This window comes from Desulforhabdus amnigena, assembly GCF_027925305.1.
Taxonomy (GTDB): Bacteria; Desulfobacterota; Syntrophobacteria; order Syntrophobacterales; family Syntrophobacteraceae; genus Desulforhabdus; species Desulforhabdus amnigena.
The window spans coordinates 4338022-4363651 of record NZ_BSDR01000001.1 but is presented as its reverse complement, the minus strand read 5'-3'; the positions used below and the strand labels follow the sequence as shown (position 1 = coordinate 4363651).

22 protein-coding genes are annotated in these 25630 nt (G+C 51.3%); 18 read left to right on the top strand and 4 right to left on the bottom strand.

Annotation, left to right across the window (positions count from 1 at the left end; genetic code table 11):
- Positions 1 to 839 precede the first annotated feature (839 nt).
- The 13 genes from QMG16_RS18725 to QMG16_RS18665 all read left to right on the top strand — a co-directional run bounded on the left by QMG16_RS18725 (position 840) and on the right by QMG16_RS18665 (position 17714).
- Positions 840 to 3572, top strand: a complete 2733-nt coding sequence (locus QMG16_RS18725) for an FAD-dependent oxidoreductase (RefSeq protein WP_281796715.1) — start codon at positions 840 to 842, stop codon at positions 3570 to 3572.
- 62 nt (positions 3573 to 3634) lie between these two features.
- Positions 3635 to 4099: a hydrogenase iron-sulfur subunit gene (locus tag QMG16_RS18720; protein WP_281796713.1), complete on the top strand. Its 465-nt coding sequence runs from the start codon at positions 3635 to 3637 to the stop codon at positions 4097 to 4099.
- A 19-nt stretch (positions 4100 to 4118) separates the two neighbouring features.
- Positions 4119 to 4787 (top strand): methylenetetrahydrofolate reductase C-terminal domain-containing protein, encoded by a 669-nt coding sequence (locus tag QMG16_RS18715; protein ID WP_281796711.1) that lies wholly within the window; start codon positions 4119 to 4121, stop codon positions 4785 to 4787.
- Positions 4784 to 5716, top strand: coding sequence for a methylenetetrahydrofolate reductase (locus QMG16_RS18710; protein WP_281796709.1), 933 nt, complete (start codon positions 4784 to 4786; stop codon positions 5714 to 5716). Before QMG16_RS18715 ends, QMG16_RS18710 begins: the two co-directional genes overlap by 4 nt.
- 1046 nt (positions 5717 to 6762) lie before the next feature.
- Positions 6763 to 7338, top strand: a complete 576-nt coding sequence (locus QMG16_RS18705; protein WP_281796706.1) for a 4Fe-4S dicluster domain-containing protein — start codon at positions 6763 to 6765, stop codon at positions 7336 to 7338.
- A gap of 180 nt (positions 7339 to 7518) precedes the next feature.
- Complete coding sequence (locus tag QMG16_RS18700; protein WP_281796704.1) at positions 7519 to 8409, top strand: CoB--CoM heterodisulfide reductase iron-sulfur subunit B family protein; 891 nt, start codon at positions 7519 to 7521, stop codon at positions 8407 to 8409.
- A gap of 130 nt (positions 8410 to 8539) precedes the next feature.
- Positions 8540 to 10498: a CoB--CoM heterodisulfide reductase iron-sulfur subunit A family protein gene (locus tag QMG16_RS18695; protein WP_281796702.1), complete on the top strand. Its 1959-nt coding sequence runs from the start codon at positions 8540 to 8542 to the stop codon at positions 10496 to 10498.
- A gap of 15 nt (positions 10499 to 10513) precedes the next feature.
- Positions 10514 to 10984, top strand: coding sequence for a hydrogenase iron-sulfur subunit (locus tag QMG16_RS18690; RefSeq protein WP_281796701.1), 471 nt, complete (start codon positions 10514 to 10516; stop codon positions 10982 to 10984).
- A complete protein-coding gene (locus QMG16_RS18685) occupies positions 10977 to 11945 on the top strand; it encodes a 4Fe-4S dicluster domain-containing protein (protein WP_281796699.1) in 969 nt (322 codons plus the stop codon). The genes QMG16_RS18690 and QMG16_RS18685 overlap by 8 nt, the downstream gene beginning before the upstream one ends.
- A 32-nt stretch (positions 11946 to 11977) precedes the next feature.
- Complete coding sequence (locus QMG16_RS18680; protein WP_281796696.1) at positions 11978 to 13042, top strand: 4Fe-4S dicluster domain-containing protein; 1065 nt, start codon at positions 11978 to 11980, stop codon at positions 13040 to 13042.
- Positions 13029 to 13859, top strand: coding sequence for an FAD/NAD(P)-binding protein (locus QMG16_RS18675; protein ID WP_281796694.1), 831 nt, complete (start codon positions 13029 to 13031; stop codon positions 13857 to 13859). Before QMG16_RS18680 ends, QMG16_RS18675 begins: the two co-directional genes overlap by 14 nt.
- A gap of 372 nt (positions 13860 to 14231) precedes the next feature.
- The gene (locus tag QMG16_RS18670; protein WP_281796691.1) at positions 14232 to 16436 is read left to right on the top strand and encodes a 6-phosphofructokinase; all 2205 of its coding nucleotides are present in this window, start codon (positions 14232 to 14234) and stop codon (positions 16434 to 16436) included.
- A 459-nt stretch (positions 16437 to 16895) separates the two neighbouring features.
- Positions 16896 to 17714, top strand: coding sequence for a tyrosine-protein phosphatase (locus QMG16_RS18665; protein ID WP_281796687.1), 819 nt, complete (start codon positions 16896 to 16898; stop codon positions 17712 to 17714).
- Between the two features lie 169 nt (positions 17715 to 17883).
- Here the strand turns inward: QMG16_RS18665 and QMG16_RS18660 are convergent, their stop codons facing one another.
- A complete protein-coding gene (locus QMG16_RS18660; RefSeq protein ID WP_281796685.1) occupies positions 17884 to 18312 on the bottom strand; it encodes a putative toxin-antitoxin system toxin component, PIN family in 429 nt (142 codons plus the stop codon).
- Positions 18294 to 18521 (bottom strand): hypothetical protein, encoded by a 228-nt coding sequence (locus QMG16_RS18655; RefSeq protein WP_281796682.1) that lies wholly within the window; start codon positions 18519 to 18521, stop codon positions 18294 to 18296. Before QMG16_RS18655 ends, QMG16_RS18660 begins: the two co-directional genes overlap by 19 nt.
- A gap of 441 nt (positions 18522 to 18962) precedes the next feature.
- Here QMG16_RS18655 and QMG16_RS18650 point away from each other — a divergent pair, with 441 nt between their 5' ends.
- The 3 genes from QMG16_RS18650 to QMG16_RS18640 are packed head-to-tail and all read left to right on the top strand — an operon-like array spanning position 18963 to position 21936.
- The gene (locus QMG16_RS18650; protein ID WP_281796680.1) at positions 18963 to 19649 is read left to right on the top strand and encodes an anthranilate synthase component II; all 687 of its coding nucleotides are present in this window, start codon (positions 18963 to 18965) and stop codon (positions 19647 to 19649) included.
- Positions 19646 to 21070, top strand: a complete 1425-nt coding sequence (pabB, locus tag QMG16_RS18645; RefSeq protein WP_281796678.1) for an aminodeoxychorismate synthase component I — start codon at positions 19646 to 19648, stop codon at positions 21068 to 21070. Before QMG16_RS18650 ends, pabB begins: the two co-directional genes overlap by 4 nt.
- Positions 21067 to 21936 carry an aminotransferase class IV gene (locus QMG16_RS18640; protein WP_281796675.1) on the top strand — a complete coding sequence of 290 codons (870 nt, stop codon included), beginning with the start codon at positions 21067 to 21069 and terminating at the stop codon, positions 21934 to 21936. The genes pabB and QMG16_RS18640 overlap by 4 nt, the downstream gene beginning before the upstream one ends.
- A 14-nt stretch (positions 21937 to 21950) precedes the next feature.
- Here the strand turns inward: QMG16_RS18640 and QMG16_RS18635 are convergent, their stop codons facing one another.
- Positions 21951 to 22940 carry a lytic murein transglycosylase gene (locus QMG16_RS18635; RefSeq protein WP_281797115.1) on the bottom strand — a complete coding sequence of 330 codons (990 nt, stop codon included), beginning with the start codon at positions 22938 to 22940 and terminating at the stop codon, positions 21951 to 21953.
- 367 nt (positions 22941 to 23307) lie between these two features.
- Between QMG16_RS18635 and QMG16_RS18630 the strand changes: the two genes are divergently transcribed.
- Positions 23308 to 23580, top strand: a complete 273-nt coding sequence (locus QMG16_RS18630) for a hypothetical protein (RefSeq protein WP_281796674.1) — start codon at positions 23308 to 23310, stop codon at positions 23578 to 23580.
- A 48-nt stretch (positions 23581 to 23628) separates the two neighbouring features.
- Here the strand turns inward: QMG16_RS18630 and QMG16_RS18625 are convergent, their stop codons facing one another.
- Positions 23629 to 24765, bottom strand: a complete 1137-nt coding sequence (locus QMG16_RS18625) for an IS630 family transposase (protein ID WP_281792982.1) — start codon at positions 24763 to 24765, stop codon at positions 23629 to 23631.
- A 94-nt stretch (positions 24766 to 24859) separates the two neighbouring features.
- Here QMG16_RS18625 and QMG16_RS18620 point away from each other — a divergent pair, with 94 nt between their 5' ends.
- Positions 24860 to 25621 carry an IS5 family transposase gene (locus QMG16_RS18620; RefSeq protein ID WP_281792066.1) on the top strand — a complete coding sequence of 254 codons (762 nt, stop codon included), beginning with the start codon at positions 24860 to 24862 and terminating at the stop codon, positions 25619 to 25621.
- Positions 25622 to 25630 lie beyond the last annotated feature (9 nt).

The window sequence follows — 25630 nt, the reverse complement described above, 5'->3', positions numbered from 1 at the left end:
TTCAAGTGTTCAGAGAATTGAGTGTCATTCTTCCCGCTCATGCTCCTATTCGATATCCACATGCCCGCTCTTATGTTGCTCCATAGTCCTCATGATCGCAATTATGCACCCATTTCCCGTGCTTTTTTGTAGAACGGCTTCCTATCGCGACACAGCGTGCGGTTTTCGGTTCCTGTCACGGCTGGAAGCCGTTCTACAAAGAAATGGCCGCGTACTTACAATTTTCGGTACTTAGGAAAATGCATGCCCCCGTAGGCTGGAATATGATTTCTGCCTGCGGGCATACTCATTGACAATCGTCAGGAACCGACCCTTCTCAGATAGGATATTTTTGAGGGAAAGTGGTAGTAAACTGGAGCGCTGATCCGGATGTGGATGCGATTCGATTTCATATTGCCCTTTTGCCCTTTTCCACTTCCGTCCTTCTTTGCCTGGATCTCTCGGAGGAGTTCGTACGGCTATCCTCGTCTTTCGTCAGCAATCCATAGTCTTGCTTCGTATTTCACAAAGCGGCAATTCAACAACCGCATGAACCCATCTCTGACAACGGAATAAAAATGCAGTCTCGGCTCCGATATTCGGAGACAGGCCAGAGAAGCGGCTCCGCGGGACCTTCGCAAAGGAGCGAAGCAATCAGGCAAGGTGAGAAAAAGTCTCTATCCGGCAACGAGTCATTGGATTGAACGGAAGATGGACCCATTTGGACTCTCCCGGACGGATCGCTCCTGCATCTGATGGTTCAATTCAGGGGCATCCATTGCTCATGAGGGATTTTTTCACAAGGATTCTTTTTTTACCTTCAATCGTGACTGAGGGAGTACATGCAGGAGAACGATGTTATGATTCAAAATGAAGCGCAAAGCTCTGTGATGGTTATCGGAGGAGGAATTGCCGGCATTCAGGCTGCTCTTTCCCTTTCCTCTGCAGGATACGATGTTCAACTCGTTGAACGTGCAGCGCACCTTGGCGGCATGATGCCTGCCCTGCATCGAATCTACCCCCTATGCGCGTGTTGCAAACTGGACCCCAGGATTGCGGCCTGTGAACAGGACCCCAATATCAGCGTTTTACTGGATACCCAGGTATTGGATATTGCCGGAACAAGAGGAGATTTCAAGATTTCCGTTCGCAGCGGACCCGATGAAAAAGATCTGAGAGCCGGAGCGGTTATACTCGCTGCAGGCCTTGAGACCTTTGAGCCGTCGGCATATGACACCTATTCTTACGGACGTCTCCCCAATGTGGTTACCAGCGTGGAATATGAGCAAATCCAAAAGCCTCTGGGTCCCGAAAGGGGTGTTCTCAAAAGGCCCTCCGATGGCAAAGTCCCCGAGAAAGTTGCATGGCTCCAATGTGTCGGATCGAGGGAGATCAACCGGTGCGATGCTCCTTACTGCTCTTCTGTCTGTTGCATGCATGCTCTCAAAGAAGCGGTCAATACAAAAGAATTCGATGAAAAGATCGAAACCTGCATTTTTTTCATGGACATGAGAACCCATGGGAAGGGCTTCGAAGACTACCTGAACAACGCCGTTTCAAGAGGCGTTCGCCTCGTTCGAAGCAGGGTTCACTCAGTAGCCCCGGTGCCGGGTTCGGACGATCTATCCATCAGCTATGCAGATGAGGTGGGAGAGCTCCACACGGAAGTCTTCGACATGGTGGTTCTCTCCGTCGGGCTCAGACCCTCTGCGCAAGCTCTGCAGCTGGCAGAGAAAATAGGCATTGAACTCAAACCGGACCACTATATTCGCTCTGAACCGTTCAAGCCTGTTTCGACCAGCCTGCCCGGAATCTTTGTCTGTGGTGGTGTGAGCGGACCTCACGATATCGGGCAATCGATCATTCAGGCTACAGCCTGCGTCTCTGAAATCGCTTCCTTTTTGAAACCCAAGGCCTCTTCAGCCGGCAAAAATTCTCCCACATTACGCGAGGAAGCCCCTCCCCGCATCCTCGTGGCCTATCATCTCTGTTCGGGCATGGATGCATCCTTGGCTCAACGCATTGAAGAGTATGCCGCGAAACTGCCCGGTGTGTCGGAAGTCTTCCACGCCGAAGGGGATGTCTTGAAGAGACTCACGGAAAAGCTGACGGATGCCGATGCAAATCGTTTGGTCTTTGCCAGTTGCACGCCTATCATCCATGAGAAGCTTCTTCAAAAAGCCCTCGGGCGGGCCGGCCTCAATCCCTATCTCTACGAAACCGTAGACCTGAGAGCCATAGACATTGAAAAAGCGCCTGGACAGCTCAAGGATCGGTTGCGCATGGGTGTTGCCCGTGCTCTGCTTCTCTCTCCAGCGCCTGTGATTGAAATTCCGGTGGTGAAGCGCGCGCTGGTCGTCGGAGGAGGTGTCTCGGGAATGGAGAGCGCTCTGGCCATTGCCTGCCAGGGATATCCGGTGACCCTTGTTGAAAAGCAGGGGGAACTTGGAGGGCATGGCCGCCATGTCAGGTGCACCTGGGAAGGGGCTGACGCTCAGGCCTATTTGAAGGGATTGATGAAGGCGATCACTGAAAATGAGCGCATTACGGTGTTGACGAATTCCAGGATAAAGGCCAACAAGGGGTTTGCGGGAAGTTTCGTCACCACCGTTCTTCAGAACGGAAAAGAGCTGGATGTCGCCCATGGCGTGACCATTCTCGCTCCCGGCGGAGCCCCCGTCACTCCCCGTGAATACCTCTACGGACAACACAAGAACGTATATAGCTGGCAGGAACTCAGCTCAAAAATGATCGAAAATCCCTCACGTTTTGAGAAGGCTGATTCCGCCGTGTTCATTCAGTGCGTCGGTTCCAGAGAACCCCAGATGCCGCATTGCAGCAACCTTTGCTGCTCTTTTGCCGTTCGAACCGCTTTGGATCTCAAGACGAAAAATCCGAATATGGATGTCTACATCCTCTACAGGGAAATGCGGACTTTTGGCCAAAGGGAGGATATCTACAAAGAGGCCAGGCAGAAGGGGGTTCTCTTCATTCGCTATGATCTTGACAATAAACCCGTGGTCCAGGCGCTGGAGGGCGAAGGAGACCGTCTTCAAGTAACGGTTTTTGACCCGATCCTTGGGAGACCGGTTGTTCTGAAAACCGATTTTGTCTCCCTTCAAACCGCCATCGCTCCGGTCAACAATAATGAACTGGCTGATATCTTTAAAGTGAATTTGGATTCAAACGGTTTCTTTGGGGAATCGCCTCAAAAATTGAAACCCCTGGATGCAAGCAGTGAAGGGGTTTACCTGGCGGGCCTGGCCTTGTATCCCAAGGATACCGGAGAAAGTATCACACAGGCCAAGGGCGCGGCCGCGCGAGCTCTGGAAATTCTGTCGCGGGATACCGTGACGGTGGAAGGATTGGTGGCCGAAGTGAAGCCGGAGAAGTGTGCGGTGTGTTGTACCTGTGTCCGGACCTGCCCGTTCCATGTACCCCGCATCGACCACGAGAGGGGGGCGGCCTACATCGACCCTGGGCTTTGCCAGGGCTGCGGAATATGCGTGGCCGAATGCCCCGCCAAAGCCATTGTCATGCCGGGCTGCAGTGATCAAATGTTAAGTGCGGCTCCGTCGATTCTTTTGGGATAAGCACTGGAGAATGCATAAGAAATCCATTTTCAGGTTATAGTTTCCGTGAGAAGGAGCGCCGGTTGGGTGAGAACGATTCAAGCGGAAACGACCTCAAGGAGATCATGATTATGAGCGACTTTCAGCCGCAAATCATCGCTTTCTGCTGCACCAATTGCGTCTCAGCTGCGGCAAATGTAGCCGATGGAATGAAAAAGACTTTGCCGGACAACGTCAGGCTCATCCAGGTGCCGTGCACCGGCCGCATAGAAGTGCTTCATCTTCTCAAACCCTTTGAAGAAGGTGCGGACGGTGTTTATGTGGCCGGCTGCCAGGAAGACAGTTGCCGATTTATCAGCGGAATCACTAAGGCAACCAAGCGAGTGGATCATGTAAAGCGCATTCTTGATGCACTGGACATTGAACCCGAAAGGATCGGAGTATTCAATCTTTCTGCGGCGCAGGGGCAGAAATTTGTGGATGTGGCGTACGAAATGACAGAGAGGGTGAAAAAGCTGGGCCCCGTGACAGCCAAGGTGAAACTGTAAACACTCCGTGAGGTGCAAAATGATCATTGCCGAAGCAAAGCCGGTTAAGGAAATCATCGAAATGGTCAAGGATCTCAAAAAGATTCTTGTCGTCGGGTGCAAGGGCTGCGTATCCGTCTGTAACGTGGGCGGCGCGAAAGAAGCAGCTATCCTCGCTTCCACTCTGAGAATCGCGGGAAAGAAAAACGGAAATACATTGGAAGTGGGTGAACATACCCTCGAACGCCAGTGCGACCCCGAGTACGTGGATGAATTGAAAGAGATCATCGAAGAATATGATGGGATCATATCGATAGCCTGCGGAGTGGGACCTCAGTTTCTCGCTGAGCGTTTTCCATCTTCGAGGATTTTTCCGGGAGTCAATACCAAGTTCATGGGAGGAGCCATCGAACATGGTGTCTGGGCGGAAAGATGTGCGGGATGTGGTCAGTGTGTGGTGCACTACTTTGGTGGTCTTTGCCCTATTGCGCGATGTTCCAAAAGCCTTCTCAACGGCCCCTGTGGAGGATCCGATAACGGTAAGTGTGAAATATCCAAGGATGTGGACTGCATTTGGGACATGATCGTTCGAAAAATGATGGAGCAGGGGCGTCTCGATGAGCTGCTCGAATTCAAACCGCCAAAGAGTTGGACCACGGCGCGGGATGGAGGCCCCAGGCGGTTGATCAGGGAGGAGCTGGTAAAATGAGCGAATACAAATCAGGAAGCAATCTCGAAAAAGTACTGAAGGCCGGCCATTTTGCCTTTACCGGTGAATGCGGACCTCCCCAGGGCGCCAACGTGGAACACCTCAAAGAAAAAGCCCGGCATCTGAAGGGTTGTGTGGACGCTGTCAATCTCACCGACAACCAGACTGCGGTCGTTCGAATGTCCAGTTGGGCGGCATCCCTCGTATTGCTTCAGGAGGGGCTGGAACCGAATTTCCAGATGGTGTGTCGAGACCGGAATCGCCTGGCCATGCAAAGCGATATCCTCGGCGTTTACGCTCATGGAATCCGCAATATGCTCTGCCTTTCGGGAGACCATCAGAAGTTTGGGAACCATCCCGAATCGAAGAACGTTTTCGATATTGATTCCATGCAGTTGATACACACGGTCAAGACCATGCGGGATGAGGGGAAATTCCTCAATGGCCAGGACATCGATGTTCCTCCCCGGATGTTTATCGGTGCTGCGGCCAACCCTTTTGCAGAGCCTTTCGATTTTCGCGTGTATCGCATGGCCAAGAAAATTGCGGCAGGAGCCGATTTCATCCAGACCCAGTGCATCTACAACATGGAAAAATTCAGAGAATTTATGAAGAGGGCTGTGGACATGGGATTGCACGAAAAGTGCTATATTCTCGCCGGGGTCACTCCCATGAAGAGTGTTGGGATGGCTCGCTATATGGCCAACCAGGTTCCGGGAATGGATGTTCCGGATTCCCTCATCAAAAGGTTACAGGGTGCCGGAAAGGGCAAGGTCGCGGAGGAAGGGATCAAGTTTGCCATCGAACAAATTGAGGAATTCAAGGAGATGAAGGGAGTTGCCGGTGTCCATCTCATGGCCATAGAGTGGGAACATCGAGTGCCGGAGATTGCCGAGAGAGCTGGAGTGCTTCCCAGACCGCAGGTTTGAGCGCCTTAAAGGTTATCCCTTTACCATAAACTTTTTAGGGAGTTTGGCGGATTCCAATATCCCGTTATTCACCACGAGGACACGGAGAAAATTTTGGAATTATTATAAAATTTCTCCACTATCTCTGTGCCTCCATGGTGAATGGGGATTTGAAGAGCGACTCACTCTTTTAGAGCCCGGAGATTCCAAGCAAGGAATCTCCGGGCTTTTTCATGCAGGCGCGTTTTTCCCTGTTTGAAAGTTTCAAGATCGTAAAAGACGGCTTGAACAATCTCCTATAAATTGATATGAAATTACTGTGCAAGATGGGCTGCTACGACTGCGAACGCATTGTGACTGCAAATCCGTGACTGATGGGACTGAAGCAAGAGCAGACATTCGACCGATTCCGATTCTGAAAGCTGTGTATGAAAAAAGGCCCATGGTTTTGAGCTCATGGCGTATGACAGTAGAACCTTTCAACAAAGTTTGTTGCTTCTTCTATTATTATTGCCTCGCAGCTTTTTACCGCCTTTTCATCCTTCATTGTGACCCGATGGGTCATGATTAGTTCATCGTTCGCTGCTTCCCACATGTCCTACCGTAGGAATGTCCCATCCTTGCTCGATGGGATGTCGGCTTGTTCGGAACGGAAAATTTTTGAGGTATTCCAGAGGTTCGAATTTTGATATATCCCCACCGTGTCATTGCCGACGGTATTTTGAAGCCGGGTGGCAAGGTGTGGAGGAAGCGCATTCCTGTTGTAGAGGTGTTTTGATTGTCGCTTCCCGGATCGTTTATTTTTGCTATTGACCATTTTTTTGATTCAGGTTTTATGCAATTGTCAAAAACTGGTTGATGCCTTTTGAAATGGGTCCCGTATCGGGTTGAAGTCCCATCCCATGTGATTTTTTTCGCAGGGGTCGCCTCAGGGCGCCGCGATAGTCACAACCCAAAATTTGAGTTTCAATGGATGGTTGAATGTTGCGGACGTTCAACCTCTTTTTTGTATATGGCGAAGGCAAACAACAATTTGGTTTGTATCCCATTCGGATCGGAAGGAAACAATGGAACGCATCCATACTCTGTCAATCCAGAAAAACAATTATGGCACCGAGTTTATCGAACAGGTGGAGAAGGCCAGTGGACAGCAGGTCAGCAAATGTTACCAGTGCGGTAACTGCAGCGCCAGTTGCAACTACACCTATGTCTACGACTATCCAGCCAACCAGATCATGCGTCTGGTTCAATTGGGACAAAGAGACATCGTGCTGAATTCACGTTCGATCTGGCTTTGCGCCTCATGCCAGGCCTGCACCACAAGATGCCCTTGTAACATCGATGTGGCCAAGGTCATGGAAAGTCTTCGGATCATGTCGCGAAAGGAAGGTACGGTCTCTTTGAGCGATATTCGTTTATTTTACGATGAGTTTTTAAAATCGGTGAAGACTTTCGGCCGTGTTTTCGAAACGGGCCTGCTCCCTATTTTCAATTTGAAATCCATGAAACTTTTTACGGATATGGATTTGGCTCCTCGAGTTTTGAAAAAAGGCAAGCTGGCAATGTGGCCTCACAAGATCAAAGGCCGCAGGCATGTTGCCGATATTTTCGACCGGCTGGAAGCATATAGAAACAAAAAATAGAGGAATGATTATTGCCGACATTTCGACCACTTCATGAATCCCGAATGAACATGAACATCATGGGACTTGCAAAACTCGCATCGAAACATGGTCGTTGTAAAATGACCCGACTCGATGAAAGACACAAGCGGAATGTCAGTCAGTGAAATCCATTCAGGTACTGAAAAAAGGAATCCCATTATGAAACGAGTCGCCTACTATCAGGGTTGCTCTCTGGAGGGACTGGCGGTTGAGTACGATGTTTCCACCCGTCTGGTATGTAAAGCGCTGGGCATTGAGCTGGTTGAAATTCCCGACTGGAACTGCTGCGGCTCCAGCCCCGCTCAGACAGTCGATCCACTTTTGTCTGCAGCCCTGGCTGGACGAAATCTCGCCATCGCCATTCAGCAGGGTTGCGACGTGGTCATGACCCCCTGTCCGGGATGTTTGAAAGCGCTCAAGGGAGCCCTGAAAACATACAATGACCCGGAAAAAAGAGAGGCTTTTTTGGAAGTTCTGGACATGCCTTTCGATGGGAATATAAAAGCCGTTTCCGTTTTGCAGCTCTTCTACGAGGATGTCGGAACGGAAGTTGTAAAGCAAAAAGTTACAAAACCTCTCACAGATAAGGTGATTGCACCTTATTACGGTTGCCTCACATCGCGTCCTCTGGCATTTGCGCAATTTGATGACCCTGAAAATCCCATCTCCATGGACCGCTTACTGGAAGCGATAGGCGCCACTGTTCCCGACTTCCCCTATAAAACAGAATGTTGCGGAGCAACATACGGCGTTACCCGCAACGAGATTGTCGGAAAACTGACAGGACGCATTCTGGACATGGCCCGCCGTGTGGGTGCGCAGGCCATTGCTGTTGCCTGCCCACTCTGCCAGCAGAATCTCGATCTGCGTCAGTCCCAGGTCGAACGCCACTCCCATCGTATTTTCAACATTCCGGTGGTTTATATAACGCAACTGATGGGTATGGCTTTGGGCATCGACCCAAAAGAGTTGGGGATGAAAAAGCTGTTTGTGGATGCAGATTTCATGTTCAGAGATCTGCGAAGGGCGAAGGAAGGCATTGGGGGTTAGCCGCTTAGGGAAGGGATGAAGATGGGCTGATTATGAGGTCTTCCGGTTGTCTTCGGCATCCGGTTTTCATCCCGAATAATCCTGATGTGCTGGAGTCTAAGAAATATCTCAAATGAGTTGAGGATAAAAAATGCGTATTGGTGTGTTTGTTTGTCAATGTGGAACCAATATCGCCGGTACGGTAGATACCGCGGCGGTAGCTCGCAAGGCTCTGACCTTCCCGGATGTTGTCTATGCGACAAGCTATATGTACACCTGTTCCGAACCGGGTCAGAAGGAAATCCAAAACGCCATCAAGGAGCATAATCTGCAGGGAGTTGTCGTAGCGGCATGTTCGCCCCGCATGCACGAACCCACGTTTCGGCGTGCCGTGGAGAAAGCCGGGTTGAACCGTTACATGTTCGAGATGGCAAACATCCGGGAGCATGTTTCATGGATCAGTTCCGACCGGGAAGCCAACACCCTCAAGGCTGCCGATTTGGTACGGATGGCGGTGGCCAAGCTGGCGTTGAACCAACCTCTTTTCTCGTCGAAGGTGCCCATCAACAAAAGGGTGATGGTTCTCGGCGGAGGGGTGGCTGGCATTCAGGCAGCCCTGGATTGTTCCGAAGGGGGCCTGGAAGTCGTTTTGGTGGAAAAGAATTCGAGCATCGGCGGGAAAATGGCGCAGCTGGATAAGACTTTTCCAACGGTTGACTGCTCCTCTTGCGTTCTCGGCCCGAAAATGGTGGATGTTTCTCAAAGAGAAAACATCAAGCTTTATGCCATGAGCGAAGTGGATTCCATCTCAGGCTATGTCGGCAACTTTACGGTCCAGGTCCGCAAAAAGGCCACCTATGTGAACTGGGATTTGTGCACGGGATGCGGTATTTGTACGGAAAAATGTCCATCCAAGCAGGTTCCGGACCCCTTCAATCAATACCTGGCTCCAACCCGGGCCATCAATATCCCCTTTCCGCAGGCCATCCCCAAGAAAGCGACCATAAACAAGGATTACTGCCGGCAGTTCACCAAGGGCAAGTGTGGGGTGTGCCAGAAGATATGCCCCGTGGGGGCCATCGATTATACCATGCAGGATGAAATCGTGACAGAGCAGGTCGGCGCCATCATAGTGGCAACCGGCTTTGACCTCTTCGATTATTCCGCCTATGGAGAATACGGCGGCGGGCGCTACCCGGATGTCATCTCCGGCCTGCAATACGAACGCATCCTGAGCGCTTCAGGTCCCTTCGGAGGCCACATCAAGCGTCCATCCGACGGCAAGGAACCCAAAAACATCGTTTTCGTTGCCTGCGTCGGTTCCAGGGATCCTTCTGTAGATCGTCCTTATTGCTCCGGTGTCTGCTGCATGTATATCGCCAAGCAGGCGATTTTGACCCGCGACCATATCCCGGATTCCAACTGCTATGTTTTTTACATGGACATACGCGCTCCAGGGAAAAACTACGATGAATTCGTCCGCCGCGCTCAAGAAGAATACGGGGTGCAATACGTTCGCGGGAGGGTCGGCAAGATTTACCCGAAGGGAGACCGCCTGGTGGTTCAGGGGGCGGACACGCTGCTGGGCGTTCAAGTAGAGGTGGAAGCCGACCTGGTGGTTTTAGCTACCGGTATCGAATCGGCATCGGGCGCGCAGGAACTGGCTGAAAAGCTCCGCATCTCTTATGACCAATACGGTTTCTACCTGGAAAGCCACCCCAAGCTGCGTCCGGTGGAAACCAACACGGCGGGAGTTTACCTGGCCGGCGTCTGCCAGGGTCCCAAGGACATCCCCTCTTCGGTCGCTCAAGGGAGTGCCGCTGCGGCCAAAGTCCAGGCCCTCTTTTCCAGGGATACCATTGAAACGGATCCTCAGGTCGCTCTGGTCAATGAACGGGCATGCATCGCCTGTGGGAAATGTATCGAGGTATGTCCATTCGGCGCCATCCAGTGGAAGGAACTCCGGGGTGGCGGACGAAAGGCGGAAGTGCTGCCGAGTGTTTGTCAAGGATGCGGCCTGTGCAATGCAACCTGTCCGCCGAAGGCGATTCAGCTGCAACATACCACGGACAGTCAGATCCTGGCAGAAGTCAATATACTTTGCGCTTAGGGAGGAATAAAGGTCATGACGGATTCCGCATCCAACAAGGATCAGCCAATTAAAATCATAGGTTTTTTATGTAACTGGTGCTCATACGGGGGAGCCGATACTGCCGGTGTATGCCGGTTCAAACAACCCACGGACTTGCGTGTCATACGCATTCCCTGCACAGGACGTATGGACCCTCTCTTTGTAGCGAAATCTCTCATCTACGGCGCGGATGGCGTATTGGTATCCGGCTGCCATCCAAGAGATTGCCATTATTCGGTCGGCAATTTTTATGCGCGTCGCAGGCTGGAAGTTTTGAAGCGTTTTCTCCCCTTCATGGGAATCGATGCCCGCCGTTTTCATTATACCTGGGTATCCGCTTCAGAAGGGCAGGTATGGCAAAAGGTGGTTACTGAGTTTTCCGAACAAATCCATCAGTTGGGACCAAATCCCGGTATCAGCCAGGGTATGGACATCTGCGAAAGGTTAGGGGTTGAAAGTGTCTGAGATCAAGACAAAACAATTGCGTGAATTGGTTGAAGCTGCCTTTCCTGAACTGGATACGGTGATCGGCTGGGAAGCGGGCTATGACGCTCTCCATACTACACCCGTTTTCATAAAAGATGCCAAGGACATCGGGAAGCTTGTCTGGAACCCGCTCTGCGTTCGAAACCTCAGCGGATATCTTGTGAAGACGCCCCCTGTCCAGTCTGCAGACGAAAACAAAAAAATCGGCATTTTCGTCAAAGGGTGCGACAGTCGATCCATAGTTGCCCTGATTCAGGAAAAATTCATCACTCGTGACAAGCTCTATATCTTCGGGGTCCCCTGCCAGGGAACCATCGATTGGCGCCGCGTGATGAAAGCCGCTCCGTTAAAAAATATTCAATCCGTCAAGATGGATGAAAAGCAACTGGTAGTGGAAGACGCCGATGGGACACACTCTTTTGCCTTGGAGGATGTTTTGGCCCGCAAGTGTCTTCGCTGCGCCTATCCCAATCCCCTCATGTATGATGTGCTGGTGGGTGAGCCGGTAGCACCGCGTGTTACCGTCAAAAATGCTTACAAGGACGTTCAAGAGCTGGAAAATCGATCTCTTGAAGAGAGGCTCGCGTTCTGGACGAAGGAACTGGACCGGTGCATACGCTGCTATGCCTGCAGAAACGCCTGCCCGCTCTGCGTGTGTCAGGACCGTTGCATTGCTGAAACACGGGAACCCAAGTGGCTCTCCCAATACATGCATACTTCTGAAAAATTCCTCTTTCACTTCATTCATTCCATGCACCTGGCGGGAAGATGCACCGAGTGCGGGGAGTGTGAACGGGTGTGCCCCATGGGGATCCCGGTCACCCTCATGAAGGAAGAGCTCAACAAGATCACCAGGGAATTATTGAATTATGAAGCGGGTGTTGATCCGAATGCCGTTCCTCCCCTGCTTACATTTAGTCCTAATGAAACAGGAATTTAATGTTCAAACATCCGCAATAGTGAGGACAATCAATGAGTGCGAAAGTATTCATCGCCCAGGAAAACTTGGGAACAGTCCTTGATGGGCTGTCCCGGAAAATAAGACTATGGGTCCCAGCATCGGCAGGGGAAGACAAGCATGGGGTGGAATTCGTGCCTTACCGCCCGGGGCTTGCTCCCGTATTGGACCGTCAGAGCACGATCCTTCCCAAGAAAGTCATGCTGCCGCAGGTAGAGAAACTTTTCAGTTATGAATATCTCAAGAACCCCGAGGACCCCTCCAAGGTACGTGTCAAACTGGAAGAACCCGAAGACTTCGAACCCACGCTGGTTTTTGGTGCACATCCCTGCGATGTGAAAGGCTTTTTCGTTTTCGACCGTGTCTTCACGCAAGGTCCGTTTGTGGACGGTTATTACAAGAAACGAAGAGAAAATACCCTTTTCGCCACAGTGGTCTGCCAGGAGGCCGACTCGGCCTGTTTTTGTTCCTCGGTCGGCAGCGGTCCTGCAGACCAGGCGGGCAGTGACTTTTGGATTATGCCCGTTGAAGGAGGCTACGTCGTAGAGGCTTTGACCGACCGGGCCCTGCCTTTCATGGACGCATTGGGTACAGCTCCCACCGAAGCTCAGGAAACCGCTGCGAAAGAACTTCATGAGCAGGTGGCCCGGCAGCAGGTGGGCAACCTCGATTTACAGGACAGCGTCGAATCCTTTAAGACGCGGTTTGAACAGACAGCATACTGGCAGGCCATGGCCGGGCAGTGTCTCAGCTGCGGCATTTGCACTTATGTCTGCCCCACGTGCTATTGTTTCACTATCAGCGACGAAATGAAGGGATTGAAGGGAGAACGTCTGCGTTCCTGGGATTCGTGCATGTTTTGCACCTACACTGCGGAGGCGAGCGGCCATAATCCCCGTCCCACTAAATTGGAGCGCTACCGTAACCGGGTAGGGCACAAGTTCAGCTATTTCCCGGAAAAGTATGACGGAATGATTGCCTGTTGCGGCTGTGGGCGGTGTATCCGCAGTTGCCCGGTATCCATCGATATCCGCAAGGTCGTGCAAGAGTTGAAGGAGAACGCCTGTGTATGCGCATAACCCATATCTGCCGGAGTTGGCGACCGTCCAGGAAGTGATTCAGGAAACACACAACATTCGAACGCTTCGTGTTCTCTTGGATGATGAAGAGAAGATGAAGCAATTCACTTTTCGTCCTGGTCAGGTCGGGCAGCTTTCAGTTTTTGGAGTCGGCGAATCGACGTTTGTTATCAATTCGCCCCCCACACGAAAAGATTACCTGCAATTCAGCGTCATGAGGACGGGAGAAGTCACTACCAAGATTCATCAACTCAATGCCGGGGACCAGATCGGGGTTCGTGCCCCTCTGGGCAATGGATTCCCCTACGAGGCGATGAAAGGGAAAAATATTCTCTTTGTCGGAGGCGGTATTGGAATGGCGCCGCTTCGAACCCTGATGCTTTACATGGCGGACAACCGCCAGGATTATGCCAATATCACGGCCATCTACGGCGCCAGGTCTCCAAAAGATCTCTGTTATACTTATGAATTCGAAGAATGGAGATCCGGCGGTGTGGATCTGGTGCTCACGGTCGATGCCGAATTTCCGGGATGGAAAGAACGGGTCGGTTTTGTTCCCACCGTGCTCAAAGAAGTAGCCCCATCCCCCGAAAACTGCCTGGCCATTGTCTGCGGTCCGCCGATCATGATCAAGTTCGTACTTTTCGGCCTTAAAGAGCTGGGGTTCGAGGATCATCAGATTTACTCCACCCTCGAAAAGCGCATGAAATGCGGCATCGGGATCTGTGGAAGATGTAACATGGGCACGAAATACGTTTGTGTGGACGGCCCCGTATTCACTTACGATCAACTCCGCCAGATGGTTCCCGAAATGTAGAAAATCCTGGTAATATTCTAATTGCCTTAAAATCAAAAACCATACCCCCGGAGCCCATGCGTTTTGCTCAAATGCATGGGCTCTTTCGATTGCCCCCGCCAATCGCGCAAATCCTCCATGTTCCATTCTGCGGTCCATTCACCCTGATCGCCAGGCTCACCAATAAAATAGATTGAGATAAGTCATCATTGCTGCCATATTACCTTTTATCAAATGACCTGCGGGAGCACTCCGGGAACAAGCCATTGCGGCCAAGGCCCATTCCTGCAAGACAAAAATTTCATTCTTCGTTGTGGCCCATGGGGTCATTTAAGGTTAATGGATTCCAGTTCGGATGACTTCCAATACCTGTTCTTACTCAGGAGTTGCCAGATGGTACGAACCTTGGCGGTTATGACGAGTGGCGGGGATTCCCCGGGAATGAACGCGGCCATAAGAGCGGTAGTCCGCAGAGCCCTTGATCGCAAGCTCAAAGTATACGGGATTTACGATGGCTACGAAGGTCTCGTTAAAGGAGGAGAAGAAATCCGCCAATTGAAATGGGAAGATGTCGGTGGGATTCTTCAGAAAGGAGGGACTTTTCTCGGCACTGCCCGGTCCGAGCGCTTCAGAACCAGGGAAGGGAGATATCAGGCGGTTCTGCAGATGCTCGAACGCAAGATTGAAGCCCTCGTTGTCATCGGTGGCGACGGATCTCTCAGCGGCGCACACGTACTTGCTCAGGAATGGCCTGAACATATTGAAAAGATCCGAAAAGACCATGAGGAAATGGCCTTGAAGGGCGACATCCCCATGCTGCAGGTGATAGGACTCCCGGGCTCCATAGACAACGATCTTTACGGCACGGACATGTCCATTGGAGCCGACACGGCCCTCAACCACATCATTCATGCCATGGACGACCTCACTTCAACGGCTGCCTCCCACCAGCGAACCTTTGTCGTGGAGACCATGGGAAGGCATTGCGGCTACCTTGCGCTGGCCGCCACCCTGGCGGGCGGAGCGTCCTGGGTGCTCGTACCCGAAGAAGAACTGGAACTTCGCTGGCACCAGAAAATGGTGGAAGCCATAGACAAGGCTCGAAAGATCGGCCGCCCACATCATATGGTGATCGTGGCGGAAGGAGCGAGACACCCCGATGGCTTGGCGATCACCTCCAATGATATCAAACGCATTCTCACCGAACGCCTGGGTTTGGACGTTCGCGTCACGGTGCTCGGGCACGTCCAAAGAGGCGGATCCCCGACGGCATTCGACCGCATCCTGTCCACCCGGCTGGGAGTGGCCGCAGTCGATATCCTGGTGGATGAACCGGATACACTTCATTGCCACATGCTGGGACTGGTCAAGAACGAAGTCGTCGCCACCCCCTTGACGACCGTCGTGGAAAAAAGCCGGGCGGTGGGCACTGAGATCGAGAGTGGAAACTATGGCAGGGCGCTTGAATTGCGAGGCGAAAGCTTCAAGAATATGTTGAAACTCGTCAAAACCTTGACCCGCATCATGCCCGCCCAGGAACAGCGTGAAAATGGGGCGGTCGCCATCCTCACGGGAGGCGCCGATGCTCCGGGCATGAACACTGCCTTGAGCGTCGCCGCACGCTGTCTCCTCAACCAGGGGGTCAAAGTCTATGGTTCAAAGGATGCTTTCCTGGGATTGATTCGCGGCGATTTCATTGAGCTGAACTGGGATGAAATGGTGGGGTGGGTCAACAGACCCAGTTCAGAAATCGGCACCTCCCGCGTGGAACTCAAGACCACGGATTTGGCTCAAATGGCCGAGAATATCCAAAAGTACAACATCAAGGGGATCATCGCCATCGGCGGCTGGGGAACCTATACCAAGATCGCACAAATAGCCGAGCAGCGTGAAAATTTTGACGCCTTCAATATCCCGATAGTGCTTCTTCCCGCCTCTATAGACAATAACCTCCCTTTAACCGATTTCTCCGTGGGCGCCGACACGGCACTGAACAACATCGTTGAAGCCGTGGACAAGATTCGGCATACTGCCGGCGCCACCCGCCGGGCCTTCATTGTGGAAGTGATGGGAAGGCAGAGCGGCTTTCTCGCCCTCACGAGCGCCCTGGCCTCAGGCGCGGAAAAAGCCTATCTTCCCGAAAAAGGAATCCGGCTGGCCGAACTGAACACAGACGTCGAAAATCTGAAGAAAAGCTTTGAATGCGGGAAAAGGCTGGTGATCTATATTCGAAACGAACAGGCATCTTTCCATTACACAACGGATTTCATAAGGCGTTTGCTCGAAGAGGAGAGCGAAGACCAGTTCGAAGTGCGCACAGCTATTTTGGGGCACGTTCAGCGCGGAGGAGCCCCCACGGCTTTTGACCGTATCCTCGCCAGCAGAATGGGGTCCAGTGCAGCCATGACCCTGCTCAACGCCATCCAGGAACAGTCCAGGGATATTTCCGTACTCGCACTGAGCGGTCGGGGAATCTCGACCGTTTCCCTTGCCGAAGCGCTGCAGGAAATGGATTTGCAAAAAGGACGCCCCAAGCATCAATGGTTCCTACAACTCATTGAAATTGCAAACACTCTGGCCAAGATCTATGCAGACTGACCCACCAACAGGGTCTCGTCCATTTGCTCTACTGTTTCTCACAAAATAGTATATCGAGGGTTTTGGGCAGTGTATTGCTTCGCAACCTTATCGAAGCACGGCTAATGAATGGATTCTCGACTTACGAAACGAAATGGCACGCAAAGTGCTTGATACAGAAGATCACGAATACGCAGTCGTTTCCGGAACGTAGATTGGGTTGAGCGGTTGGTTTCAACCAACTGCAGACCGGAAATTGCTGAGCGAAACCCAACGAGAACAAGTTTTTTTATGTTGGATTTCGCTTGGGGGGATGCGATTCGCAGTTCCCATGTGTTACACGATCAACCCAACCTGATTGCTTATGGTCACATCATGACGGTCTTGAATGCTTGGCCGATCATGATCGCCCAAGTTTAAAAAATATTCCATGGTTCAAAAATAGTCACAATGTTGGGTACATAGAAAGAGAATTTTGGGATGATCGATCTCCACAATCACATGCTCCCTGGACTGGACGACGGCGCTACAAACTGGAAACAGAGCCTGGCCATGGCCCGAATGGCCGTTGAAGACGGTATCGAAGAAGTTGTGTGCACTCCTCACTGGGTTGCGGGTTGCTTTGAAAACAGGCGGAAAACCATTGTTGATCTTGTCTATACTTTCCAGGAAAAACTGGATGCGGCCCAAATTCCGCTCAAGGTTTATCCCGGAGCCGAACTTCACCTGGACTTTGACCTGCCCCGGAAACTCGAGTCGGGAGAAGTCGCCTCGATCAATGATATGGGTCGATTCGCCCTCATAGAACTCCCCTCAGACATCGTTCCCCAAAACATGAGACATTTTTTCTGGGAACTCCTTTCCCGGAATATCACACCCATCATCGGCCACCCGGAGCGAAACAACGCCTTGAGAAGGCATCCGTCACGGCTCTTCAGATGGGTACAAATGGGTGCAATCACTCAGGTAACTGCGGGAAGCCTGGCGGGACGCTTTGGAACGAACATCCGCAGGTTTGCAGTATCCCTATTGGAGCATCACCTGGTCCACATCCTCGCAACCGACGCTCACGGCATCCAGGGAAGGATTCCAAAGCTCTCGGAAGGCTACCTGGAAGCCAGGAAAATTGTGGGGGAAGAAATGGCGCATCAAATGGTCATCGATAATCCACAGCAAATCCTCAACGGCGAGCCCGTCGTTTTTTATGACCCCATCCCCTATCGAAAAAGCCCACCCCGGTCTCCCTTGAGAAGACTGGTCTCGTTTCTTGGCCTGGGTCGAAGGGTTCAGCCCAGCTGACGGCCCTTCCCGCTTTCGTTAGATTTTGAACGGATAAGCCGAGACTCCGGGAGCACAACCATCTTGGCTGTTCTTTTTGGGGAGCCGCAATCCCCGGAATCTATCCGATAATGTAGAGACTTTGTCGGCAACCAAAAAACCTGATTTATTCCAAAATGATTCAGGATAATCAGTTCTTGGCTTCAATCATCTCGAGGAACTGTCGTGGTGTGAGGATAGGAATATTGAAATCTTTTAAGTGTAGCAAATGATCATCACCAGAAATGATCCAGTCAGCCTTTCCACTTTCAGCACACCAGATGAATATGTCGTCCGATGGATCGGCTGCGATGAAAGGCCTCCCGGCAGGGGCTTCGATTACTTCAAACCAAGGGAGGATTTCTTCGTAAAGAAGGAATTCAATCTCTTTCCTGGAAAGCCGGAACTTGGGATAAGCAAGAACACGGAGCACCTCCTTGATCATCTTTTGTGAAGCAATGGGCTGGATACGGCCGGTCTTCCAAAGCGGTATGAGGCGTACAGGATTTCCACCAAACAGAAGCGCTGAAATGAGCACGTTCGTATCGATGACAACCCTGATTACTTTGATCTTGCCCATTGGATTGCTTCTGAAACACTGTCTTCGTTTAGACCCAATTTCTTCATTTTGTCGCGGATCTGCTCCAGGTTTGTATCCGAAATGGCCACGGGCTTCATGATAATCGCCCCGTCCTTCCATTCCACTTCAAAATATCGTGTGCCCGGCATCTGAGCGAGGATTTTCCGGGGCACAGTAACCTGATTCTTGGAACTCAATTTGACCAGCATCTTCATTCTCCTTAAAGTAAAGAATTCAAAATTTCTGATAACTATAATCCTCACCATGGTAAATGGTCAACTCACGGTTTCATCAACTAGCAATTCTCATTTGGGATGGCTCTCATGATAAATGTTTCTCCCGAGGACTTCGGGCATGGGCATGAGTCGCCGACGCTCCTCGTAGAAGGCTTTCCTTGTTTATGAAGAAAAGCCTGGGTCTCAACGGTTCAAAGTATGAAGAGAGTGCAAGAAGGACCTTGACAACAGCCCATTTCTTGTGAGAGGAATACCGGAAATGTTCGAAACTGAATCATGAAATACGAGTATGAGTTATGTCAGGCGAGAGCCATCCAGACTCAGAGGGTCGGGGTGGTTTTTTTATTGTCTGGGTCCTTGACTGGCCCCCCGATCCGGAAGTCTTCTGCTCAGATTGCCGAAGGGAGAAACGTCATGAGACTCGTCATGATTGACAACTATGATTCTTTCACTCACAACCTGGTGCAATTGTTCTATGAATTCGATATCGAAGTTCTCGTCTTTCGCAATGACCGCATCACTCCTGCCGGGATCGAAAAACTGGCACCCGACTGGATCAGTATTTCTCCCGGGCCAAAAAGTCCCTCTCACGCGGGCGTAAGCAAGGCTGTCGTCCATCATTTCGGCCCGCACATTCCCATTCTCGGAGTATGCCTCGGAATGCAGGTCATCAATGAGGTCTTCGAAGGGAAAACCCGGAAAGCACCCGTTCCCGTGCACGGCAAAAGATCCCTGGTGAAGCATGCGAACCGGGGCATCTTTTCGAATCTTCCCTCGCCGTTCCGGGTCGCCCGTTATCATTCCCTCTGCATAGAAATCCGCTCACCTTTGCTCCAACCCCTGGCGTGGAGCGAGGACCAGGTGATCATGGGCATTCAACATCAAACCTGGCCGCTCTGCGGTGTCCAGTTCCACCCTGAATCCTTCATGAGTGAATACGGATTGGAGCTGATCGACCACTTTTTGTCCCTCCACCCCGCATGGTGTTCCGGCCGGACTTTCAAACCAAACGACGGTGCTCCATTTCCCCGTGTGCCCCCTCCCGCCGCAAGGCAAACACCGCCCATGTTTCAGGGACATTGGATGGAGCAAACTCTATGAAACCATTGCATTATACCCATCCAACACTTCACATCGCCGAAGAAAGAATCTTGAACAGGGCGGCCGACGACGACGCATTTCTCGGCTATGCACGAACTTGCACCCGGCAGCCCTTCAGTGTGGTTCTCTTGAGTGGAGGGAAGGCACGATCCCCCGGGAACAACCGCTATTCCATCGCAGGCTGGGATCCCCTGCTCATCTTCAAGAGCAAAGGAACCCGTTGCACTCTCACTACCGCATACGAAACATCCCGCATCCAATCGGACCCTCTCCAGGTGCTGGATCGCCTTTTCCCGGCAATGCCTCCAGAAGAATCTCCCAGAGCCCCTCTTCCCTTTGCAGGAGGAGCCATGGGCTATTTTGCATACGATCTCAAGAATTCCATCGAAAAGCTGCCTCAAACGGCCACAGACGATCTCGATCTTCCCGATATTCTGCTTTCATGGCCTGGAAAAATTCTCATCCATGATCGCCTGGAAAAAGAGCTTCGGCTTTTGACCCTTGCGACAAACAGAGAGAGTCGGGCACACAGTCCGATTCCACATCCTTCGCGCCCTGCTGAAGTGCCGTTAAAGGTCAAGGCAGGCGAACTGCAAAGCAATTTCAGTCATGAGGCATACCTTCATGCCGTGCGCACAGTACGTGATTACATCCGGGAAGGAGATGCCTATCAGGTGAACCTTTCCCAAAGATATCAATTCCCTTTTGAGGGCGAGCCTTTCGAACTCTGGACAGCTATGTTCCATCTAAATCCTGCACCCTTTTATGCCTACGTCCATGGAGGCGACCATCATGTACTCTCGACCTCAATGGAACGCTTTCTTTACCGCAGGGGTTCCTACGTGGAAACCCGCCCCATCAAGGGGACCCGAAAGCGGGGAAAAACACCCGGGGAGGATGATCTTCTGGCCAGGGATCTCCTTCAAAATCCCAAGGACGACTCGGAACTCTCCATGATCGTGGATCTGCTGAGAAATGACCTGGGACGTGTGTGCAAGCCGCGTTCCATTCGGGTCGAAGAGCATAAGCGTCTGGAAACCTACCGGAACGTCCATCACCTGGTTTCCATCGTGAAAGGCCAACTGCGGGAGAATACAACTTACGGGGAGATCCTTCGCGCCACTTTTCCCGGCGGCTCCATCACGGGTTGCCCCAAGATCCGGGCCATGGAAATCATAGATGAACTGGAACCGAATGTGAGGCACATATACACGGGGGCCATCGGATACCTGGGGTGTCAAAATAATCTCGACCTGAATATCGCCATTCGCACCGCCATCGTACGCGGGAACACATGCTATTTTTCAGTGGGGGGTGGAATCGTGTACGATTCCAACGAAGAAGATGAATATCAGGAAACTCTCCACAAAGGACGGACTCTTTTTCAACTGATCGAAAAGATAGGAAAGACCGCCGTATGAATTCGCCGGCCCAGCCCTCGCGGCAGATGCTCTGGTTGAACGGATGCTTCCTCCCCTTGGAGAAAGCTGCCGTCTCTCCTCTGGACCGTGGCTTTCTTTACGGTGACGGACTTTTTGAAACCATGCGCGCCGAAAATGGGCGTATTCTCTTTTTGAAGGAGCACACGGAAAGACTGCAAAGCTCCATGAGAGAGCTTCGGATAAAGGCCGATCCCTTTCCGCCGCTGGATGTTACGATCGGGAAGCTCCTGCACCTCAACAGCCTTTCTCAAGGAATTGCGACGGTAAAAATCATCGTGACGCGGGGAGATTGTTCCGGCCCAGGATTGCCCATGAATATCTCCGGTCCCCAACGCCCGACCCGATGTATCACCGCCCAAAAATACTCTCCTCCCTCCCCTTTCACCTACGAAAAAGGCTGGAAGCTGCATGTATTCGGGGAAGGCTATGCCCCTCCTCTGGCAATGCACAAGAGTCTCAACTATCTGTATCATTTGACGGCGCGACAATCCGCGTTGGATGCCGGAGCCGATGAGGCGCTTCTTTTGGACCCTTATGGGAATGTGACCGAAACCTCTGCCGGCTCCCTCCTCCTGCGGACCGAAGACACATGGTGGACCCCGGCCAACCCTCATCAACTGCCGGGCATCACTTTACACCGGGCAATCCGGTTCATGGAAAATTTGGGAAGGAAAGTGGAATACAAAACTGCAGGCATCGAAAAGCTCACGGAGGCAAAAACCATCTGGATCCTCAATTCCTTGATGCTCGTGATGCCCGTTTATGCACTGGGAAATTGTCCGGTGGAGGACCTCGCCGCAAACGACGCCTCACACCTCAGGAACGCTTTGATCCACCTCGAATGAGCTAATTGGACGGACTACTTTTTATTCTTGCAATTCCAATCGGGACCTATTTTGATGCCGCGTTTTTGAATCTCCTCGCTGTAAAGGGCAACTCCACGCATATACATTTCTTCTTGATTGTATCTCTTGAAAGCATACATGGCCCCTTTACTGTGGTATCCATTTCTGCTCAAGTAATTGGCCACGGATAAAATCGAATCCTCAACGGTATTCAAATCGATGGAACCATTGCCATCGCCGTCGGCTGCATAGCCCATGGACGCAGGCATGAACTGAGGAATTCCAATTGCGCCGGCCCATGACCCCTTGATCGCATAGGGATCCAATCCGAGCTTTTTTGATTGGATGAGCAGAACAGCCAGGTTATTCAGAGCGCGACTTTTGATGCGTTGAATGCGTTTTAGAGCCTCTCCCCTTGCCATGACCCCATCCTGAGCATAAGCCCCTTCCTCGTTGAGTTTTCTCTCGACATCGTCGATGTAAAAAGCTTGTCCAACGAACATTTTCAAAACATCATATTGACCTCTTTGTTCCCCCAGCCTCGATTCCCAATTCAAGATCGCAATGATGTCCGCAGGCGCGACACCCGTTCTTTCGTAGGCCAATTTGAACGTATCCGAATACGTTTCGAAGAACACCACTCCTTTGGAAAGGGTTTCGTCATTGACCAGTTTGGGAACCCAGTCAATATGTTGCTGTCTCTGCAGGCTCACTGAATTTGGGGATGCCATGAACAAAATCTTCTTCATATGGAAGTCATCCAATTCATTGCCCGCCTTCTTGGACAGCACAAGTCTCAGTTCCTCACGCGTAAAGTCCTTCTTGACCTCCTGGTACAGTCTGTCGAATTCGACAGGATAAAGCGCTGAAATATCCTTCCCTTCATCCCTGTAGGAAGCGACGAATTGCTTGAATTGTTCGGAAGGGGCAGGTAACGCCGAGACACCAAGGGCCGGCAAAAGGGTGCAGAGAAAAGCGAGGGTTGATACTTTCATTTTTAACATCAAGATCTACGGCTCCTCTTCTGATTCGTCAAAACAGCTTGAAATTAAACCGTGGCAACGGTTTTTTTAACAAATTTTCAAAAAAACATATGATTGGGTACTCATCAACCCATATCTAAGAACCTATCCAGAAACCACCTGTGGACTTTGCGACACCCCCCGTGGTCCCCCCTCGAGGGGGGAATTAAAGGGGGGTGTCCGCTGCCGAGGTAGGTTTTCGGATAGGCTCTAAGTCTCACGGGTTTCGATCGAACAGTCCCATCACTATACCAATGGATTGCATAAAAAAACAAGATAGCTGTATTATTACAAAGATAAAGTTATCTGAAATCTCAATAATCATGCGATAGGGAAGGAGATCAAAGCAATGTTTGCACTCTATCAGCCGGATGGCGGCATTTTCGGGGTTGGGGAAACCATTGAAGCTGCCAGAGCCGATGCGGCCGAATGGTTGGATGGCGGCCTGGATGAAGCAAACCGGGCAGAAATATCGAGCCCCGACAGGCACGACACCGGCAATAAGCTCTACATCCGGGAATGCACCGAAAGGCTCGCGGCAGCTATACGAAAAGAGGCCGGGACCGTCGTATTCGATATAAACGACAAAGGGATGTTGGATCTTGTGGAGGTCATCGATTGAAACATCGACGCCCTGCCCATATCTTGCCTAAGTACCCCAACGCACTAATTACGCGGCCATTTGCACGGATTTTGGAGCGAACTTGGCCACGAGCTTTGTTTTCGTATAGGTCCACTTTATGGGTTTTGGATGTCTGTTGAGCTCATCAAAGTAACCCATAAGCATTTGTGAAAGCTCCTTTTTGTCGTTGAAGTCGTTGGGAGTGAGTACATCCCTTGTAACCTTACTGAAGATGATCTCAACCTGATCGAGCCAACTGGCATATGTGGGAAGCCAGTAGATACGAACATTAAAAGAAAGGTTGAGAGAAGCAATCCATTTGCCCAGTTGTTTGGGTGCATGCGTAGAGCCATTGTCCAGAATGAGATCAATAACCTTGAATCCCTTGACAATGGCTGAAGAAAAGAAACTCAGAAGAAAGGTTTTGAACTCCGCGAAGCGCTTGCGAGCGAAGGTACGGGCGAAGGTGATTCCATTGGCGACGATAAGAGCACAAAACAGCTGTAATGCTCCCATCCGTTTGTATCGGGATGCCACGTGAACGGGGTGTTCGGCTATGGCGGGTTTGGTCTCGTGAAGAGGTCTTCTTGCTTGAATGGAGGTCTTCTCATCGATACAAACGGAAGCTTCACCCTGCTGGAACAACTGGGGAGCGTTCTCATAGAGATCCAGGACTGGAGACGCTTTCTCAACGAATTTTGGATCAGGAGATTTTTGCCATAGATGATATTGCCAGGGTTTGATCTTGTCCTGTTTCAGCCAAAGACGAATAGTGCTCGGGGCAATGTGGCTGACGATTCCTTTTTCTTTGGCGACTTGACAAAGCTTCTCTCCAGACCAGCGTTGCCATGGCTTGCCATGATCACACGGTTTCGAACAGGCCAACAAGGTGATCTGAGCCCTCACGGCAGAAGGATGCTTTCTTGGGGCTCCGGGTCGGGGGTGGTTTTTGAGGCTACCTTCATTGACCCATCTGTTGCGGAACTTCTTAACGGTGGATGGCCTGCATCCGACTTCATCAGCGATCTGCCGGATGCTCCATTCCGGGTGCTCATGCGATAGGAGGAGGATACGAGCCCTTACAACCTCCGCATAGGGTTTTGTGTAGCTCACTCTCAGATGTTTCAATACTTTCCGTTTCTCTGGAGGAATGTAGATGCAGTATTTGTGTTGAGGTCCAGGCATGGTTGTACTCCTCTCCTGTTTGTTGCCTTCTTATTTAATTTTAACATGCCTGGAACCTCTTAGGTTCTGTTGACATTTGGGTTCTAATTAATAGATGTCAACAGCACTACTACAAGATGAAACATGGTTGAAGATCCTCCAATTCCTTCGCTCCTGTGTGGATGTTTACGTAGGAGAAGAAGGTGATTGCCGTCTTTTCATTGAGGCACTCCTTTGGATTACACGAAGTGGTGCTCAGTGGAGACTGCTCCCGGAGAAATTCGGTAACTGGAACAGTGTCTATAAACGATTCGCCCGCTGGTGTAACAAGGGTATCTTCTCCAGAATGCACGAGCACTTCATAGATGATCCCGATATGGAGAACTTCATGTTTGACAGCACCATTGTTCGTGCCCATCCCTGTGCTGCCGGAGCCCTCAAAAGATCCGGTGGACAAGAGACACAGGCTCTCGGGCGCAGCCGAGGAGGTTTTTCCACCAAGATCCACGTAGCGGTAGATGGCTTGGGAAATCCCCTGAGGTTCATTCTCACTCCCGGTCAGAAGAGTGACATCGAACAGGGACCGGCTCTTATCGAGGGCTTCACCTTCGCTCATGCACTGGGAGACAAGGGCTATGATTCGGATGCCTTCGTCCAGGCGATCACCCAATCTGGAGCTACTGCTGTGATTCCACCCCGGTCCAATCGCAAAGAGCCCCGCGAATACGACCAATGCCGCTACCGCGAACGACATCTGATCGAGTGCTTTATGAGCAAGATCAAACATTTCAGACGCATTTTCTCCAGATTCGACAAGCTCGACAGAAGCTTCTTGGGCTTTCTTGGCTTTGTCGCAGCTCTCATCTGGTTGAGGTGAAATGTCAAC

What these genes read in the sequence shown, in the direction of transcription:
- QMG16_RS18655 (WP_281796682.1), bottom strand. Translation starts at nt 18,521, where the DNA reads ATGCTGGTCAAATTGAGTTCCAAGAATCAGGTTACTGTGCCCCGGAAA.
- QMG16_RS18660 (WP_281796685.1), bottom strand. Translation starts at nt 18,312, where the DNA reads ATGGGCAAGATCAAAGTAATCAGGGTTGTCATCGATACGAACGTGCTC.
- QMG16_RS18690 (WP_281796701.1), top strand. Translation starts at nt 10,514, where the DNA reads ATGACGGATTCCGCATCCAACAAGGATCAGCCAATTAAAATCATAGGT.
- QMG16_RS18650 (WP_281796680.1), top strand. Translation starts at nt 18,963, where the DNA reads ATGAGACTCGTCATGATTGACAACTATGATTCTTTCACTCACAACCTG.
- QMG16_RS18665 (WP_281796687.1), top strand. Translation starts at nt 16,896, where the DNA reads ATGATCGATCTCCACAATCACATGCTCCCTGGACTGGACGACGGCGCT.
- QMG16_RS18695 (WP_281796702.1), top strand. Translation starts at nt 8,540, where the DNA reads ATGCGTATTGGTGTGTTTGTTTGTCAATGTGGAACCAATATCGCCGGT.
- pabB (WP_281796678.1), top strand. Translation starts at nt 19,646, where the DNA reads ATGAAACCATTGCATTATACCCATCCAACACTTCACATCGCCGAAGAA.
- QMG16_RS18680 (WP_281796696.1), top strand. Translation starts at nt 11,978, where the DNA reads ATGAGTGCGAAAGTATTCATCGCCCAGGAAAACTTGGGAACAGTCCTT.
- QMG16_RS18710 (WP_281796709.1), top strand. Translation starts at nt 4,784, where the DNA reads ATGAGCGAATACAAATCAGGAAGCAATCTCGAAAAAGTACTGAAGGCC.
- QMG16_RS18630 (WP_281796674.1), top strand. Translation starts at nt 23,308, where the DNA reads ATGTTTGCACTCTATCAGCCGGATGGCGGCATTTTCGGGGTTGGGGAA.
- QMG16_RS18725 (WP_281796715.1), top strand. Translation starts at nt 840, where the DNA reads ATGATTCAAAATGAAGCGCAAAGCTCTGTGATGGTTATCGGAGGAGGA.
- QMG16_RS18640 (WP_281796675.1), top strand. Translation starts at nt 21,067, where the DNA reads ATGAATTCGCCGGCCCAGCCCTCGCGGCAGATGCTCTGGTTGAACGGA.
- QMG16_RS18625 (WP_281792982.1), bottom strand. Translation starts at nt 24,765, where the DNA reads ATGCCTGGACCTCAACACAAATACTGCATCTACATTCCTCCAGAGAAA.
- QMG16_RS18620 (WP_281792066.1), top strand. Translation starts at nt 24,860, where the DNA reads ATGTCAACAGCACTACTACAAGATGAAACATGGTTGAAGATCCTCCAA.
- QMG16_RS18635 (WP_281797115.1), bottom strand. Translation starts at nt 22,940, where the DNA reads ATGTTAAAAATGAAAGTATCAACCCTCGCTTTTCTCTGCACCCTTTTG.
- QMG16_RS18705 (WP_281796706.1), top strand. Translation starts at nt 6,763, where the DNA reads ATGGAACGCATCCATACTCTGTCAATCCAGAAAAACAATTATGGCACC.
- QMG16_RS18700 (WP_281796704.1), top strand. Translation starts at nt 7,519, where the DNA reads ATGAAACGAGTCGCCTACTATCAGGGTTGCTCTCTGGAGGGACTGGCG.
- QMG16_RS18670 (WP_281796691.1), top strand. Translation starts at nt 14,232, where the DNA reads ATGGTACGAACCTTGGCGGTTATGACGAGTGGCGGGGATTCCCCGGGA.
- QMG16_RS18715 (WP_281796711.1), top strand. Translation starts at nt 4,119, where the DNA reads ATGATCATTGCCGAAGCAAAGCCGGTTAAGGAAATCATCGAAATGGTC.